Consider the following 14,956-nt stretch of genomic DNA (forward strand, 5'->3'; position numbering starts at 1 on the left):
GGGCCGGCGGCGCCCGCTGACGCCGCCGCGCCGGCACGCCCTAGACTCCCGCCCGTGGCACCCACCCCCGCACGCCTGGTCGTGCTCGTCTCCGGTGCCGGCACCAACCTCCAGGCGCTGCTCGACGCCTGCGCGGATCCGGCGTACGGCGCCCAGGTGGTCGCCGTCGGCGCCGACCGCGACGGGATCGAGGGGTTGGCGCGGGCCGAGCGGGCCGGCGTACCGACGTTCGTCGCGCGGGTCAAGGACTACACCTCCCGCGAGCACTGGGACCGCGCGGTCGCGGACAAGGTCGACGCGTTCGACCCCGACCTGGTCGTCTCGGCCGGCTTCATGAAGCTCGCCGGCGCCGCCTTCCTCGAGCGGTTCGGCGGCCGTTACATCAACACCCATCCGGCCCTGCTGCCGTCGTTCCCGGGCATGCACGGAGCCCGGGACGCCCTCGAGCACGGCGTGCGGATCACCGGCGCCACGCTCTTCGTGGTCGACGACGGCGTCGACACCGGTGCGATCGTCGCCCAGGTGGCGGTTCCGGTCGAGGACGACGACACCGTCGAGACCCTGCACGAGCGGATCAAGGTCGCCGAGCGCGCGATGCTGGTCGACACCGTGGGCCGGATGGCCCGGGAGGGTTGGAAGGTCGACGGCCGGCGGGTTCGGCTGGGACGCTGACCCTCGGTAGAGTGAGGGCACACGACTGGCGTAGGTGGGACACCACCAGGGAGTGTGAGCTGGCATCGACCGCCTGGGTGCCCTCGTCGACAGCACCGACCGATGAGGAGCGACCCCCCGCATGTCTGAGCCCACTGGCAACCGGATCCCGATCAAGCGCGCGCTGGTGTCCGTCTTCGACAAGGACGGCCTCGACGACCTGGTGCGCGGCCTCGCCGCGGCCGGCGTCGAGCTGGTCTCCACCGGCGGCTCGGCGGCGCTCATCGAGTCGCTCGGCCTGCCCGTCACCAAGGTCGAGGACCTGACCGGCTTCCCCGAGTGCCTCGACGGCCGGGTGAAGACGCTGCACCCGCGGGTGCATGCCGGCATCCTGGCCGACCGCCGGCTCCCCGAGCACGTCGCCCAGCTCGAGGAGCTCGGGGTCGCGCCGTTCGACCTGGTCGTCGTCAACCTCTACCCGTTCACCGAGACCGTGATGTCGGGTGCGTCCGTCCAGGACTGCATCGAGAAGATCGACATCGGCGGTCCGTCCATGGTCCGCGCGGCTGCCAAGAACCACGCCTCGGTCGCCATCGTCACCGACGGCGCCGACTACGCGCGGGCGCTCGCGGCCGCGCAGGGCGGCGGGTTCACGCTGGCCGAGCGCGAGGTGCTCGCCGCGAAGGCGTTCGTCCACACGGCGACCTACGACGTCCACGTCGCGTCCTGGATGGGCAACGTCCTCACCGACTCCTCCGTCGAGGACGGGCAGAGCACCGGCTTCCCGGCGTGGGTCGGCGCGACCTGGGACAAGAGCGCCGTCCTGCGGTACGGCGAGAACCCGCACCAGCCCGCCGCGCTCTACCGCTCCGGCTTCGGCCCGGGTGGCCTCGCCGCCGCGGAGCAGCTCCACGGCAAGGAGATGTCCTACAACAACTACGTCGACACCGACGCCGCCCGGCGCGCGGCGTACGACCACGGCGACGAGCCGACGGTGGCGATCATCAAGCACGCCAACCCGTGCGGCATCGCGGTCGGCCCAGTAGGCACAGACGTTGCCGCCGTTCATCTCCGCGCCCACGAGTGCGACCCGGTGTCGGCGTTCGGCGGCGTCATCGCCACCAACGTGCCGGTCTCGGTGGCGATGGCCGAGCAGGTCGCCGAGATCTTCACCGAGGTGATCGTCGCGCCGGCCTACGAGGACGGCGCGGTCGCGGTGCTCCAGGGCAAGAAGAACATCCGGATCCTCCGCGCCGAGCCGCTCACCCACGGCGGGGCGGAGATCCGACCGATCAGCGGGGGGCTGCTGATGCAGCACACCGACCGGTTCCAGGCCGACGGCGACGACCCGGCGAACTGGACGCTGGCCACCGGCGAGGCCGCGGACGAGAGCACGCTGGCCGACCTCGCCTTCGCCTGGCGGGCGGTGCGCGCCGCGAAGTCCAACGCGATCCTGCTCGCCTCGGGCGGCGCGTCGGTCGGCATCGGCATGGGGCAGGTCAACCGGGTCGACTCGTGCCGGCTGGCGGTCACCCGGGCGGGGGACCGCGCGGCCGGGTCCGTCGCGGCGTCCGACGCGTTCTTCCCCTTCGCCGACGGACCGCAGCTGCTGCTGGACGCCGGCGTCAGGGCGATCGTCCAGCCGGGCGGCTCGGTGCGCGACGAGGAGACCATCGCCGCGTGCGCCGCCGCGGGCGTGACGATGTACTTCACCGGCACCCGCCACTTTGCTCACTGAACAACCGGACTGAGGGAGGATCGGCCTGTGACAGCACAGAAGCTCGACGGCACCGCGACCGCGGCAGCCATCAAGGGCGAGCTCAGCGAGCGGATCGCCAAGCTCAAGGAGCAGGGGATCACCCCCGGCCTCGGCACCGTGCTCGTCGGCGACGACCCCGGTTCGCGGTGGTACGTCAACGGCAAGCACAAGGACTGCGCCGAGGTCGGCATCGCGTCGATCCGGGTCGACCTCCCCGAGGTCGCGACCCAGGACGAGATCGAGGCCGCGGTCGCCCAGCTCAACGCCGACCCCGCCTGCACGGGCTACATCGTCCAGCTGCCGCTCCCGCGCGGCCGCGACGAGAACCGGGTGCTCGGGCTGATCGACCCCGACAAGGACGCCGACGGCCTCCACCCGACCAACCTCGGCTGGCTGGTCCTCGGCAACGAAGCGCCGCTGCCGTGCACGCCGTACGGCATCGTCGAGCTGTTGCGCCGCCACGACGTGCCCATCGCCGGCGCCGAGGTGGTCGTCGTCGGCCGCGGCATCACCGTCGGACGACCGCTGGGCCTCCTCCTCACCCGCCGTTCCGAGAACGCCACGGTGACGCTGTGCCACACCGGCACGGTCGACCTCGCGTCCCACGTGCGGAAGGCCGACATCGTCGTGGCCGCCGCCGGCGTGCCCGGCATCATCACCGGCGACATGGTCAAGCCCGGCGCCGCCGTGCTCGACGTGGGGGTGTCCCGGGTCGAGGGCAAGCTCGCCGGCGACGTCGCCGCCGACGTGTGGGACGTCGCCGGCTGGATCTCGCCCAACCCCGGGGGCGTCGGGCCGATGACCCGCGCCATGCTGCTCGCGAACGTGGTCGCGATGGCCGAGAAGCAGGTGGCGCGCTGAACGACGAGGCGGTCCCGGCGCCCGCGCCGCGGCCGGAGGAGCCCGCGCCGCCGCCGGAGCACCCTCCGCCCCGGCGACGCTTTCCGTCGACCCTCGGCGGCGTGCTCTACATCCTCGTCCTGATCGCGATGTCGGTCGGGATCGCGATCACCTGGCGCGGGCACGACTGGCGACTCGGGATCCGCGTGGTCGCCGGCGCGCTCGCGGCCGCGGCCACGCTGCGCCTGGTGCTCCCGCAGCGCGACGCGGGCATGCTCGCCGTACGGCCGCGCCTGGTCGACGTCCTCGTCGTCGGCTCGCTCGCCGCCGCTCTCTTCGTCCTCGCCGCCAACATCCCCGACCAGCCGAGCTGAGCGGATGAGCCGGGGCCGCAAACCGCCCGGCAGCCGTAAGTCGTGACCGCGTCAACTGCGCGCGCGGCAGCGTGTCGCACCGCGGCGAAGCCGCACGGTGCGCAGCCCCCGGGCCGAGCTTGCGAGGGCCCGGGCGGCGCGCACCGTATGCGACACGCTCGCGCAGTCAAGCTCAGATCAGACCGAGCTCCGTGACGGCCTGACGCTCGTCGGCGAGCTCGGCGGTCGAGGCGTCGATCCGAGCACGCGAGAAGTCGTCGATCTCGAGGCCCTGGACGATCTCCCAGTTGCCACCGGAGGTGGTGACGGGGAACGACGACACGAGTCCCTCGGGCACGCCGTAGGACCCGTCGGACTCGACGGCCATCGAGACCCAGTCGCCGGCGGGGGTGCCGTTGAGCCAGTCGCGGGCAGCGTCGCAGGTGGCCGACGCGGCGGAGGCGGCCGAGGAGGCGCCGCGGGCGTCGATGATCGCCGCGCCGCGCTTGGCGACGGTCGGGATGAAGTAGCTCTCGATCCAGTCGTTGTCGCCCACGACCTCGGCGGCGTTCTTGCCGCCGATCTCGGCGTGGAAGACATCGGGGTACTGGGTCGCCGAGTGGTTGCCCCAGATCGTCATCTTCTTGATGTCGGTGACCGCGGCACCGGTCTTCGTCGCGAGCTGCGAGATCGCGCGGTTGTGGTCGAGGCGGGTCAGCGCGGAGAAGCGCTCCGAGGGGATGTCGGGGGCGTTCTTGAGGGCGATCAGCGCGTTGGTGTTGGCGGGGTTGCCGGTGACGCCGATGCGGACGTCGTCAGCCGCGACCTTGTTGAGCGCCTTGCCCTGGGCGGTGAAGATCGCACCGTTGGCCGACAGCAGGTCGCCGCGCTCCATGCCGGGGCCGCGGGGACGGGCGCCGACGAGCAGGGCGAGGTTCACGCCGTCGAAGATCTTCTCCGGGTCGGAGCCGATCTGGATGCCGGCGAGGTTCGGGAACGCGCAGTCGTCGAGCTCCATGACGACACCCTCGAGCGCCTTCAGCGCGGGCTCGATCTCGAGGAGGCGCAGCTCGACGGGACGGTCGCCGGCGATGGCGCCGCTGGCGATGCGGAAGAGCAGGCTGTAGCCGATCTGGCCGGCGGCGCCGGTGACGGCGACCTTCAGAGGCGTCTCGCTCACGGGTAACTCCTAGTTGTTTCGGCTTCGGTGTCTCGGGCTCAGTCGGTGCGGCTCGGCCCACGACGACGACCGGGACTCAGTTGCGAGGGACGCTAGCAGCGGTCGGGCCGGTCGCAGCACGCGGGCATGGGTGCGAGACGATGCGTCCCATGCGTCCCTCCGCGCGCCTGGCCGTCGCCGCCTGCTGCGTCGGGCTCGCCTGCTCCCTCGGGCTCGCCGGGTGCGGGAGCGCGTCCGAGCCGAGTCCTCCGAGCGGGGTCGACGAGCTGGTCATCCCCTCTCCCTCGCTCGACCCCGCGGACTTCGTGGCGGACATCGACAACGCCTGGCTGCCGCTGGCGCCGGGGAGCGAGTGGCACTACACCGCGACCTCGGCGGGCGAGCTCGAGACGATCACGGTCACCGTGCTCGACGAGACCCGCGAGATCCAGGGCGTCACCGCGACCGTCGTACAGGAGGTCGTGCGCGACCGCTCCGGCGAGGTCCTCGACACGACCGTGGACTGGTTCGCGCAGGACGCCGACGGCAACGTCTGGCACCTCGGCGAGGACGGCGTCTGGGAGGCCGGGGTCGACGGTGCCGAGGCAGGGCTGGCGATGCCGGCGAGGCCGCGGGTCGGTGACGGCTACCGGACGGGCTACCTCGCGGGCGAGGTCGAGGACCGGGCCGAGGTCGTCGACCTCGACGGCTCCGCCTCCGTGCCGTACGGCGACCTCACCGGCCTCGTCGAGATCGAGAACAGCACGCCGCTCGAGCCCGGTGTCCTCGAGCGCAAGGTGTACGCCCGCGACGTCGGGCTGGTGCGGGACGTGACGGTCGACGGAGGCGACGAGCTGGTCGAGCTCGTCACCTACGTCGAGCCGTAGGTCAGGCGTCCGGCGGCCGGACCTGGGTCTGCTCGCCGGACGGCGGTGCCCAGCCACCGGCCTGCGGGGCTTGTGGTGCCTGCGGGGCAGCAGGCTGCTGGGCCGGGATCCACTGCTGGGCTGCGGGGTCCCACTGCCAGCCGTCCTGGATGATCGGCTGCGCGGCCGGCTGCGCCTGCGGCGCGGCGTAGTTCTCCTGGCTCCACTGCTGCTGGAACGCGTCCGGGGCGCCGAATCCCGGCACCGTGGCCGTGGCGCTGCCGGCGGGGATGCCGGAGCCGGGGACCGGCTCGGAGCCGCGGCCGAAGATCAGCGGGTAGAGGAAGCCCGCGGCGGCCGCGCCGATCAGGGGCGCCACGATGAAGAGCCAGAGCTGGATGATCGCGTCGCCGCCGGACTCGAAGGCGACACCGATCGAACGGGCCGGGTTGACCGACGTGCCGGTCGCCGAGATGCCGACGAAGTGGATCGCGGCCAGTGCGAGGCCGATCACGAGCGGGGCGAACGCCGCGGTGTCGTTGCGCTCGTCGGTGACGCCGAGGATGACCACCAAGAAGATGAAGGTCAGGATGATCTCGATGAGCAGCGCGCCGAAGATCTCGACCCCGCCGTGGTCGCCGAAGCCGTTGCTCCCCATCGGCTCACCGAAGTCCCAGCCGACGTCGCTGGCGACCAGCGTGATGGCCAGCACCAGGCCGCCCACGATCGCGCCGCCGACCTGGGCCGCGGAGTAGAGGCCCACGTCCTTCCAGGCCAGGCGCCCGCTCAGGGCCGCGCCGACGGAGACGGCCGGGTTGAAGTGACCGCCGGAGATCCGGCCGAAGGCATAGGCCATCATCACGATGGCGATGCCGAAGCTGAGGCCGATCGAAACGATGTCACCGTTGCCGATCACGGCCGATCCGCAGCCGATGATGACGAGCACGGCAGTGCCGACCGCCTCCGCTGCGAGCTTCTGGGCGAGGGTGGGCGGCGCGACGGCCGCCGTGGTGGTCATCTGCTCGGTCATGGGTTGAGCTCTCTCCTTCGGTCGGCTCCCGGAACCACACGAGGTTCGCGCAGCAGACTAGCGATCTTGCCCGTCATTACCGGGGATGCGAGGCTGGCAGAGCCCGCGGCAGCCCCGCCTGCCCACATCCGATATCTTGATGTCAAGCAAAACTCACCCGTCCCAGGAGCGCCGCCCGAACATGTCGAGCATCATCTACACCCACACCGACGAGGCGCCGCTTCTCGCGACGTACTCCTTCCTTCCGATCGTCGAGGCCTACGCCGCCAAGGCCGGCGTCAACGTCGAGACCCGTGACATCTCGGTCGCGGCCCGGATCCTGGCGCAGTTCGGCCTCGCCGACGACACGCTGGGCGAGCTCGGCGCGCTGGCCAAGACGCCGGAGGCCAACATCGTCAAGCTCCCCAACGTCTCCGCCTCGATCCCGCAGCTCAAGGCGGCGATCAAGGAGCTGCAGGAGAAGGGCTACGACGTCCCCGACTATCCCGAGTCGGCGGAGAGCGCGGCCGACCAGGAGGTCCGGGCCAAGTACGACAAGGTCAAGGGCTCCGCGGTCAACCCCGTGCTGCGCGAGGGCAACTCCGACCGCCGCGCGCCGCTGTCGGTGAAGAACTACGCCAAGGCGCACCCGCACACCAACAAGCCGTTCGCCGAGGGCTCGAAGACCTCGGTCGCGACCATGGGCGACAACGACTTCGCGAGCAACGAGAAGTCGGTGACGATGGCGGCCGACGACACGCTCCGGATCGTGCTGGACACCGCAGCGGGGGAGCAGGTCGTCCTCAAGGACTCGCTTCCCGTGCTGGCCGGCGAGATCGTCGACGGCACCAAGATGGAGGCCGCACACCTCCAGGCGTTCCTCGCCAACGCGATCGCGAAGGCCAAGTCCGACGACGTCCTGCTCTCGCTCCACCTCAAGGCGACGATGATGAAGGTCTCCGACCCGATCATCTTCGGCCACGCGGTCAAGGCCTACTTCAAGGGCGTCTTCCAGCAGTACGGCGCCGACCTCGCTGCCGCCGGTCTGTCCGCCAACGACGGGCTCGGCGGGATCCTGTCCGGTCTCGGTGCGCTGTCGAACGGCGAGGAGATCCGGGCTGCGTTCGAGGCCGCGCTCGCTGAGGGGCCGCGCCTGTCCTACGTCAACTCCGACAAGGGCATCACCAACCTGCACGTGCCGTCGGACGTGATCGTCGACGCCTCGATGCCGGCGCTGATCCGCAACGGCGGTCGTCTCTGGGGCGCTGACGGCGCCGAGGACGACACCCTCGCGGTCATCCCGGACTCCTCCTACGCCGGCGTCTACCAGGCCGTCATCGAGGACTGCAAGCAGCACGGCCCGCTCGACCCGGCCACGATCGGCACGGTCCCGAACGTCGGCCTGATGGCTCAGGCGGCCGAGGAGTACGGCTCGCACGACAAGACCTTCGAGATCACCCAGGCCGGCACCGTCCGCGTCCTCGGCTCCGACGGCACCGTGCTGATCGAGCACGACGTCGAGGCCGGCGACATCTGGCGCGCCTGCCAGACCAAGGACATCCCCGTCCAGGACTGGGTCAAGCTCGCCGTCACCCGGGCCCGCGCCAGCGACACCCCGGCGATCTTCTGGCTCAACGAGTCGCGTGCCCACGACGCCGAGCTGATCAAGAAGGTCAACGCCTACCTGCCCGACCACGACACCTCCGGCCTCGAGATCCGGATCCTGTCGCCCGAGCTCGCGACGGCGTACACGCTGGAGCGGATGCGCAAGGGCGAGGACACCATCTCGGTGACCGGCAACGTGCTGCGTGACTACAACACCGACCTGTTCCCGATCATCGAGCTCGGGACCTCGGCCAAGATGCTGTCGGTCGTGCCGCTGATCGCGGGCGGTGGCCTCTTCGAGACCGGCGCCGGCGGCTCGGCGCCCAAGCACGTGCAGCAGCTGGTGGAGGAGAACTACCTGCGCTGGGACAGCCTCGGTGAGTTCTTCGCGCTGGTGCCGTCGCTGGAGAAGTACGCCGAGCAGGCCGATGCCCCCGCCGCGCGAGTGCTGGCCGACACCCTCGACCGCGCCACCGGCACCTTCCTCAACGAGGACCGTTCGCCTGGCCGCAAGCTCGGCACGACCGACAACCGCGGTTCGCACTTCTACCTCGCCCTCTACTGGGCCGAGGAGCTCGCGGCGCAGACCGACGACGCCGCGCTCGCGGAGGCGTTCGGGCCCCTGGCCAAGACCCTGCGGGAGAACGAGTCGGTCATCGCCGACGAGCTGATCGCGGTCCAGGGCAAGCCGGCCGACATCGGCGGCTACTACCTGCCGGACCCGGAGAAGACGTCCGCGGTCATGCGGCCGAGCAAGACCCTCAACGAGGCCATCGCCTCGCTCTGAGCCCGACCGTGGCTGAGCTGGTGGCCGCGGTCCGCAGTGCGCTGCGGGCCGCGGCCGACCCGTCCCGGGCTCCCGGGCAGCAGGCCTACATGAAGTCGGCCATGCCGTTCCTCGGTGTGCGGGTGCCGGAGGGCCGGCGCCTCGTGCGCCAGGNCGCCGCGCTGTGGGACGGCGCGACCCATCGCGAGGAGCGGTACGCCGCCACCGCGCTCCTGGCCCAGCCCGTGCTGCGTGGTGACGCCTCGCTGGTGCCCCTCTACGAGCACATCGCACGCACGGGGGCGTGGTGGGACCACGTGGACGACCTCGCCCACCGGATCGGCGAGCTGCACGACGCCGATCCCGTCCGCACGGCGGACCTGGTGCGGGGTTGGGCTCGTGACGACTCCTTGTGGGTGCGCCGGCTGGCGATCCTGAGCCAGCTGGGGCGCAAGGACCGGGTCGATCTCGACCTGCTCGCCGAGGTCGTCGAGCCGAACCTCGCCGACCCGGAGTTCTTCATCCGCAAGGCCATCGGGTGGGCGCTGCGCGAGGCGTCGTACGTCGACCCCGACTGGGTGCGCGCGTACGTCGCCGACCACGAGCTCAGTCCGCTGAGCCGACGCGAGGCGCTCAAGCGGCTCGGACCCTGATCGGTCAGTACTCACCGCGGACGCTGGTGAAGGTGCCGTCGACCCGAGCCACCCCCTCGAGACCGGGCAGCGCCCAACCAGCGTCCGGTCGGAAGGACTCCCAGCCGTCGCAGAAGGGGGAGCCCCAGGCGCGGACCACGTGCTCGATCTCCTCAGCGACCGACGTGATGTCGTCGGCCTCCGCTTGGGTGTAGCGGCCCTGCTCCGCGGCAAGGACCAGCTCGTCCTCGTCCTTGCGTTCGAACCTCCGGTCCGGCTCCACCCACACATCCAGCACCTGGTCCCTGGTCCACGTCGTCCGGCCCGAACGGCGGTGCGCCTCCTCGATGTTGCAGTACCAGCCCCAGAACTCCCCGCTCGTCCCGTCGAAGAACACCCACGTGGACCAGCGCCGCCCGGGCTCGAGGATCCGGAGCACGTCGGCGCCGGTCCACGTCGTGACGCGCTGGCGGCGGGGAGCGGTGAACAGGGTCGCCTTGTCGGCGCGCTTGTCGAGGCCGTCGACCCGCTCGAAGTCGAGGATGGCGGTGTCCATCGCCAGCCACGCGACCAGCCGGTCCGGGCCGTCCTCGACGACGGTCATCGGGTGGACGACGGCGTCGCCGTACCGCCACAGGATCTGGTCGCCGCGCCGCCAGTGCTCGTCCACGCCCACTTCCTACCAGCGGCCCCCTCGCCCGGCCGGATCCTCACCGCCGGCCGACCGGCACAGCACCCGGAATGCAAGGGGGTGCGACGTGGTTTGGTGGAGTCGTGAGCTCTGCGCCTCCCGGGACCCCGGCAACCGAGAAGACCGCGCAGACCGCGCAGACCGGGCCGACCGACGACGCCGTCGCGCCCACGGTCCCGACCGCCCGACCCGCGCTGGCCATCCTGGCGCTCGCCGTCGGCGGCTTCACGATCGGCACGACCGAGTTCATGACCATGGGCGTGCTGCCCGAGATCGCCGACGGCGTCGACGTCTCGGTCCCGACTGCGGGGCACGTCATCTCGGCGTACGCCCTCGGCGTCGTCGTCGGAGTGCCGGTGCTCGCGTTCTTCGGCGCCGCGCTCCCGCGGCGGGCGATGCTCGTCGGCCTGATGGCGGCGTACGGCGTCTTCAACCTGGTCAGCGCGGTCGCGCCGGACTACCGGGTGCTGACCGGCGCGCGGTTCCTCGACGGCCTGCCGCACGGCGCCTACTTCGGCGTGGCCAGCCTGGTCGCCGCCAGCCTGGTCACGCCCGCGCGGCGGGGCCGGGCCGTGGCGAGCGTGATGCTCGGGCTGTCGGTGGCCAACGTCGTCGGGGTCCCGCTCGCGACCTGGCTCGGGCAGCAGGCCGGCTGGCGGGCGACGTACCTCCTCGCCGCCGCGCTCGCGCTGGTCACGGCTGCGCTCGTGCTGGCGGTCGTGCCGTCGGTCCCGGGCGACTCCGGGACGAGCGGCCGCAAGGAGGCGCGGGAGTTCTTCGGGAACCAGCAGGTCTGGCTGACCATGGCTGCCGGCGCCATCGGTTTCGGCGGCATGTTCGCCGTCTACTCCTACATCGCCAAGACGGTCACCGTCGTCGGCGGGCTCGACCGGGGCACGGTCCCGCTCTTCGTGCTGGCGCTCGGTCTCGGCATGGTGGTCGGCACCTGGCTGGCCGGCGAGCTGGCGGCCTGGTCGGTCTTCCGCAGCCTGCTGCTGTCCTCCGGCTTCGGCGTGCTGGTCCTGCTGGCCTACTTCGTCGCCGCGCCCGGCGGCTGGACGCTGCTGCCGGTCGCGTTCCTGGTCACCGCCACCGGCTCGGTGCTGGTGGTCAACCTCCAGCTGCGGCTGATGGACGTCGCCGGCGGCGCGGTCACGCTCGGCGCCGCGATGAACCACGCCTCGCTCAACATCGCGAACGCGCTCGGCGCCTGGCTCGGCGGACTGGTGATCGCCGCGGGCTGGGGATACCGGGCGCCGGCGGTGCTCGGTGCGGGCCTCAGCGTCCTGGGCGTCCTGATCCTGCTCTGGTCCGCGCTGGCTCACCGGCGCGACCGGGTGGCCACGGTGTCCTGAGCGCGAGCCCCGTGCGAGCCGACGCGCGGTTCCTGCGAGAATCGCACCCATGTCCGCGACGACCGAGCAACATCCGCTGCCGGAGACCGCGCAGCCGGTGACGCCGGAGGGTGGGGCGCGTCCCCGCGTGCTCTCCGGGATCCAGCCGACTGCCGACTCCTTCCACTTCGGCAACTACCTCGGTGCGCTGCGGCAGTGGGTCGACCTCCAGCGCGACCACCAGCCGTTCTTCTTCATCGCCGACCTGCACGCCATCACCGTCGAGCAGGACCCGAAGCTGCTCCGCGAGCGCACCCTCCGGGCGGCCGCGCAGCTGCTGGCGATGGGCATCGACCCGGAGCGATCCGCGATCTTCGTGCAGAGCCAGATCCCCGAGCACGCCCAGCTCGGCTGGGTCCTCAACTGCCTGACCGGCTTCGGCGAGGCGCGGCGGATGACCCAGTTCAAGGACAAGTCGGCCAAGCAGGGGGAGGGCGCGGCCTCGGTCGGCCTGTTCACCTACCCGATCCTCCAGGCCGCCGACATCCTGCTCTACCGCCCGCACTTCGTGCCGGTCGGCGAGGACCAGCGCCAGCACCTCGAGCTCACCCGCGACCTCGCACAGCGCTTCAACCACCGCTACAAGAAGACGTTCCGGCTCCCGGAGCCCTACATCCTGAAGTCGACCGCCAAGATCGGTGACCTGCAGGAGCCGACCGCGAAGATGTCGAAGTCGGCGTCCTCGCCCAACGGGATCATCGAGATGCTCGACGACCCCAAGGTGAGCGCCAAGAAGATCCGGTCCGCGGTGACCGACTCCGGCTCGGAGATCCGCTACGACGTCGAGGAGAAGCCCGGCATCAGCAACCTGCTCACGATCCACTCGGCGCTGAGCGGCGAGCCCGTCGCGGAGCTGGAGGAGCAGTACCACGGCAAGGGGTACGGCGCGCTCAAGGGCGATCTCGCCGACCTCGTGGTCACCTTCGTGACGCCGTTCCGGGAGCGGACCCTCGAGCTGCTCGATGACCAGGCCTACCTGACCTCGGTGCTGCAGCAGGGCGCGGAGACCGCCGGAGCCGTTGCCCGGGCGACCCTGCGCGACGTCTACCAGCGGGTGGGTTTCGTGGCGCCCGCCCGCGGACCGGCCGGAGCCTGACGACGTGCCGACGATCGGCGTCGCGATCGCGGTCCCGGAGCCCTGGGCCACCGAGCTGCAGGACTACCGGACGTCCATCGGCGACCCCACCGCGGCCGGCGTTCCGAGCCACATCACGCTGATCCCGCCGCTGGAGGTCGAGGGCAGCCTCGCCGACATCGAGGCGCATCTCGAGGCTGCCGCACGGCGTCACCGGGCCTTCCGGGTGCACCTGCGCGGAACGGGTACCTTCCGGCCCGTGTCGCCCGTGGTCTTCATCAGCCTCGCCGAGGGGATCTCCCAGTGCGAGCAGCTCGCCGACGAGGTGCGCGGTGGACCTCTCGACCTCGAGCTGGACTTCCCCTTCCACCCCCACGTGACCGTGGCCCACCACCTCGGCGACCGCGAGCTCGACCAGGCGTTCGACGAGCTGGCGAGCTTCGAGTGCTCCTTCGACGTCGTCGACTTCCACCTGTACGTTCACCAGGGCGAGCTCGGCTGGCAGGCGAGCCGCACCTTCCCACTCGCGAGCGTGGCTACTGATTCGACGAGGTGATCTCGGTGCCGTCGATGGTCCAGAAGGTCAAGGGACGGATCGAGGCCGCGCGTGAGCGCCGACCGCTGCTCGACCAGGTGGTGCGGACCGTCGAGCACTACGGCGCGGTCAAGGGCAACATCCAGGCCGGCGCGGTCACCTACTTCGCGTTCATCTCGTTCTTCCCGATCCTCGCACTGGCGTTCGCGGTCATCGGGTTCGTGGCCCGGGTCTACGACGGCGCCGAGACCGACCTGGTCGACGCGATCAACTCGGTCCTGCCGGGGCTGGTCGGGGAGGGCGAGGGCGAGATCTCCCTCGACGACATCCGCGAGTCCGCTCCCGGCATCCTCTCGATCGGCCTCGTGGTGGTGCTCTACTCCGGACTCGGCTGGCTCTCGAGCATGCGCGACGCCCTGCTCGTGGTGTTCGAGATGCCGTCAGGGCAGCAGCCCGGCTTCGTGGTCGGCAAGATCCGCGACCTGCTCGCCCTCGCCACCCTGGGGCTCATCCTCGTGGTGGCCGTCGGCGTCTCCGGGGTCGCCCGCGGCCTGTCCGAGCAGATCCTCGACTGGGTCGGGCTCGGCTCCGGTCTCGGCTGGCTGCTCGGACTGGTGGCCGTGGCCATCGGGCTCGCGGCCAACGCGCTGCTGTTCTTCGCCCTGTTCAAGGTCCTCGCCGAGCCGGACCTGCCGCGCCGCGCCCTCTGGTCCGGTGCGATCCTCGGTGCCGTCGGCTTCGAGGCGCTGAAGCAGGTCTCCCAGCTGCTGCTGCAGTCGACGGCGAGCTCCCCGGCGTTCCAGGCGTTCGGCATCGCGCTGATCCTGGTGGTCTGGATCAACTACTTCTCCCGGGTGGTCATGTACGCCGCGGCGTGGGCCTACGTGCACCCGGCTGCGCGCGCCCTGCGCCCGGACGGAGAGGCGCCGACGCAGGGGCCGCCGTCCCCGCCGCTGGCGTGGCGCGACCGCCTCGCCGCCGACCGTGCCAACGAGCCCGCCGCGGCCCGTTGGGCCACCCCGTTCGCGGCGGGCAGCGCGGCCACGCTCGCCCTGGTCGCCGTACTCCGGCGGAAGGGGCGGTAGCTCCGGTCGGGATCAGCCCCGCCGCGCGACGGCGAACGTCGAGCACTGGGGTGCGCCGATGATGTCGCCCGTCAGGTGGGGCGGTTCGGCGCCGGCGACCGGCGCCATGATGTCGACGGTGATGTAGCCGCGCGGCTTCTCGATCCAGGTCGTCGCGTGCAGGTTGAGGAGGCCGTCGGAGATCGTGCCCTCCATCCGATAGCTGCCGCGGGGGACGTCCGGGTTGCTCTCGGTGGGCCCGAACGCGAACACCGCCGTGAGGTCGGCCGGCCCGGGGCCGCGGTCGAACGTCAGCCGCAGCCGGGTGTCACCCTGCGCGCACACGTAGATGCCGGTCCAGGTCCCGAGGACGGCGTCGCGGGGCGTCGCCGGCGGAGTCGAGGTGGTCACCTCGGTGGGCACGGTCGCCGAGGACAGCTCCGTGATCGGTGGCGTCGAGGTCGACGGCAGCGGGTCGGCGGTGGTCGCTCGCCCGGTCGGCGACTCGTCGTCGTCGCGGGTCGCCAGCACGGCGACGATCGCGACGCCGGCCACCA

At 71.6% G+C, this 14,956-nt stretch carries 15 protein-coding genes and 1 riboswitch; of the genes, 11 read left to right on the forward strand and 4 right to left on the reverse strand.

Going from position 1 to position 14,956, the window contains the following annotated elements:
* Window positions 1-54: 54 nt before the first annotated feature.
* The 4 genes from purN to H0488_RS15500 all read left to right on the forward strand — a co-directional run bounded on the left by purN (window position 55) and on the right by H0488_RS15500 (window position 3,624).
* Window positions 55-672 (forward strand): phosphoribosylglycinamide formyltransferase, encoded by a 618-nt coding sequence (gene purN / locus H0488_RS15485; protein ID WP_183100166.1) that lies wholly within the window; start codon window positions 55-57, stop codon window positions 670-672.
* A gap of 11 nt (window positions 673-683) precedes the next feature.
* Window positions 684-758: riboswitch (ZMP/ZTP riboswitch) on the forward strand.
* A 35-nt stretch (window positions 759-793) separates the two neighbouring features.
* Window positions 794-2,389 carry a bifunctional phosphoribosylaminoimidazolecarboxamide formyltransferase/IMP cyclohydrolase gene (gene purH, locus H0488_RS15490; RefSeq protein ID WP_183100167.1) on the forward strand — a complete coding sequence of 532 codons (1,596 nt, stop codon included), beginning with the start codon at window positions 794-796 and terminating at the stop codon, window positions 2,387-2,389.
* Window positions 2,390-2,416: 27 nt separating this feature from the next.
* On the forward strand, window positions 2,417-3,271 hold the full coding sequence (locus H0488_RS15495; RefSeq protein WP_183100168.1) for a bifunctional methylenetetrahydrofolate dehydrogenase/methenyltetrahydrofolate cyclohydrolase: 855 nt from the start codon (window positions 2,417-2,419) through the stop codon (window positions 3,269-3,271).
* A 101-nt stretch (window positions 3,272-3,372) separates the two neighbouring features.
* Complete coding sequence (locus tag H0488_RS15500; RefSeq protein ID WP_183100169.1) at window positions 3,373-3,624, forward strand: DUF3017 domain-containing protein; 252 nt, start codon at window positions 3,373-3,375, stop codon at window positions 3,622-3,624.
* A gap of 172 nt (window positions 3,625-3,796) precedes the next feature.
* Here H0488_RS15500 and H0488_RS15505 read toward each other — a convergent pair whose 3' ends face one another.
* Window positions 3,797-4,783, reverse strand: coding sequence for a malate dehydrogenase (locus H0488_RS15505; RefSeq protein WP_183100170.1), 987 nt, complete (start codon window positions 4,781-4,783; stop codon window positions 3,797-3,799).
* A 149-nt stretch (window positions 4,784-4,932) separates the two neighbouring features.
* Here H0488_RS15505 and H0488_RS15510 point away from each other — a divergent pair, with 149 nt between their 5' ends.
* On the forward strand, window positions 4,933-5,649 hold the full coding sequence (locus H0488_RS15510) for a hypothetical protein (protein ID WP_183100171.1): 717 nt from the start codon (window positions 4,933-4,935) through the stop codon (window positions 5,647-5,649).
* A 1-nt stretch (window position 5,650) separates the two neighbouring features.
* Here H0488_RS15510 and H0488_RS15515 read toward each other — a convergent pair whose 3' ends face one another.
* Window positions 5,651-6,658, reverse strand: a complete 1,008-nt coding sequence (locus H0488_RS15515; RefSeq protein ID WP_246372244.1) for an MIP/aquaporin family protein — start codon at window positions 6,656-6,658, stop codon at window positions 5,651-5,653.
* 181 nt (window positions 6,659-6,839) lie between these two features.
* Here H0488_RS15515 and H0488_RS15520 point away from each other — a divergent pair, with 181 nt between their 5' ends.
* A complete protein-coding gene (locus H0488_RS15520; RefSeq protein WP_183100179.1) occupies window positions 6,840-9,029 on the forward strand; it encodes an NADP-dependent isocitrate dehydrogenase in 2,190 nt (729 codons plus the stop codon).
* Between the two features lie 20 nt (window positions 9,030-9,049).
* Complete coding sequence (locus H0488_RS15525) at window positions 9,050-9,661, forward strand: DNA alkylation repair protein (RefSeq protein ID WP_446685624.1); 612 nt, start codon at window positions 9,050-9,052, stop codon at window positions 9,659-9,661.
* A gap of 4 nt (window positions 9,662-9,665) precedes the next feature.
* Here H0488_RS15525 and H0488_RS15530 read toward each other — a convergent pair whose 3' ends face one another.
* Window positions 9,666-10,310 carry a ribonuclease FAU-1 family protein gene (locus H0488_RS15530; protein WP_183100173.1) on the reverse strand — a complete coding sequence of 215 codons (645 nt, stop codon included), beginning with the start codon at window positions 10,308-10,310 and terminating at the stop codon, window positions 9,666-9,668.
* 104 nt (window positions 10,311-10,414) lie between these two features.
* On the opposite strand from H0488_RS15530, the gene H0488_RS15535 reads away from it, so the two are divergent.
* The 4 genes from H0488_RS15535 to H0488_RS15550 are packed head-to-tail and all read left to right on the forward strand — an operon-like array spanning window position 10,415 to window position 14,420.
* Entirely contained in the window at window positions 10,415-11,686 is a 1,272-nt protein-coding gene (locus tag H0488_RS15535; protein WP_312856371.1) for an MFS transporter, read from the forward strand.
* A 49-nt stretch (window positions 11,687-11,735) separates the two neighbouring features.
* Window positions 11,736-12,821 (forward strand): tryptophan--tRNA ligase, encoded by a 1,086-nt coding sequence (gene trpS / locus H0488_RS15540; RefSeq protein WP_183100175.1) that lies wholly within the window; start codon window positions 11,736-11,738, stop codon window positions 12,819-12,821.
* Window positions 12,822-12,825: 4 nt separating this feature from the next.
* Window positions 12,826-13,356 (forward strand): 2'-5' RNA ligase family protein, encoded by a 531-nt coding sequence (locus H0488_RS15545; RefSeq protein ID WP_183100176.1) that lies wholly within the window; start codon window positions 12,826-12,828, stop codon window positions 13,354-13,356.
* 14 nt (window positions 13,357-13,370) lie between these two features.
* Entirely contained in the window at window positions 13,371-14,420 is a 1,050-nt protein-coding gene (locus H0488_RS15550) for a YihY/virulence factor BrkB family protein (RefSeq protein ID WP_183100180.1), read from the forward strand.
* A 12-nt stretch (window positions 14,421-14,432) separates the two neighbouring features.
* Here the strand turns inward: H0488_RS15550 and H0488_RS15555 are convergent.
* Window positions 14,433-14,956: hypothetical protein (locus H0488_RS15555; protein ID WP_183100177.1), on the reverse strand; the 524-nt coding region annotated here is incomplete at its 5' end.

The organism is Nocardioides pelophilus (assembly GCF_014180685.1).
GTDB classification, from domain to species: Bacteria; Actinomycetota; Actinomycetes; order Propionibacteriales; family Nocardioidaceae; genus Nocardioides; species Nocardioides pelophilus.

Coding starts and splice junctions, on each gene's coding strand:
- purH (WP_183100167.1), top strand. CDS start 794: ATGTCTGAGCCCACTGGCAACCGGATCCCGATCAAGCGCGCGCTGGTG.
- H0488_RS15510 (WP_183100171.1), top strand. CDS start 4,933: ATGCGTCCCTCCGCGCGCCTGGCCGTCGCCGCCTGCTGCGTCGGGCTC.
- H0488_RS15515 (WP_246372244.1), bottom strand. CDS start 6,658: ATGACCGAGCAGATGACCACCACGGCGGCCGTCGCGCCGCCCACCCTC.
- H0488_RS15520 (WP_183100179.1), top strand. CDS start 6,840: ATGTCGAGCATCATCTACACCCACACCGACGAGGCGCCGCTTCTCGCG.
- trpS (WP_183100175.1), top strand. CDS start 11,736: ATGTCCGCGACGACCGAGCAACATCCGCTGCCGGAGACCGCGCAGCCG.
- H0488_RS15550 (WP_183100180.1), top strand. CDS start 13,371: ATGGTCCAGAAGGTCAAGGGACGGATCGAGGCCGCGCGTGAGCGCCGA.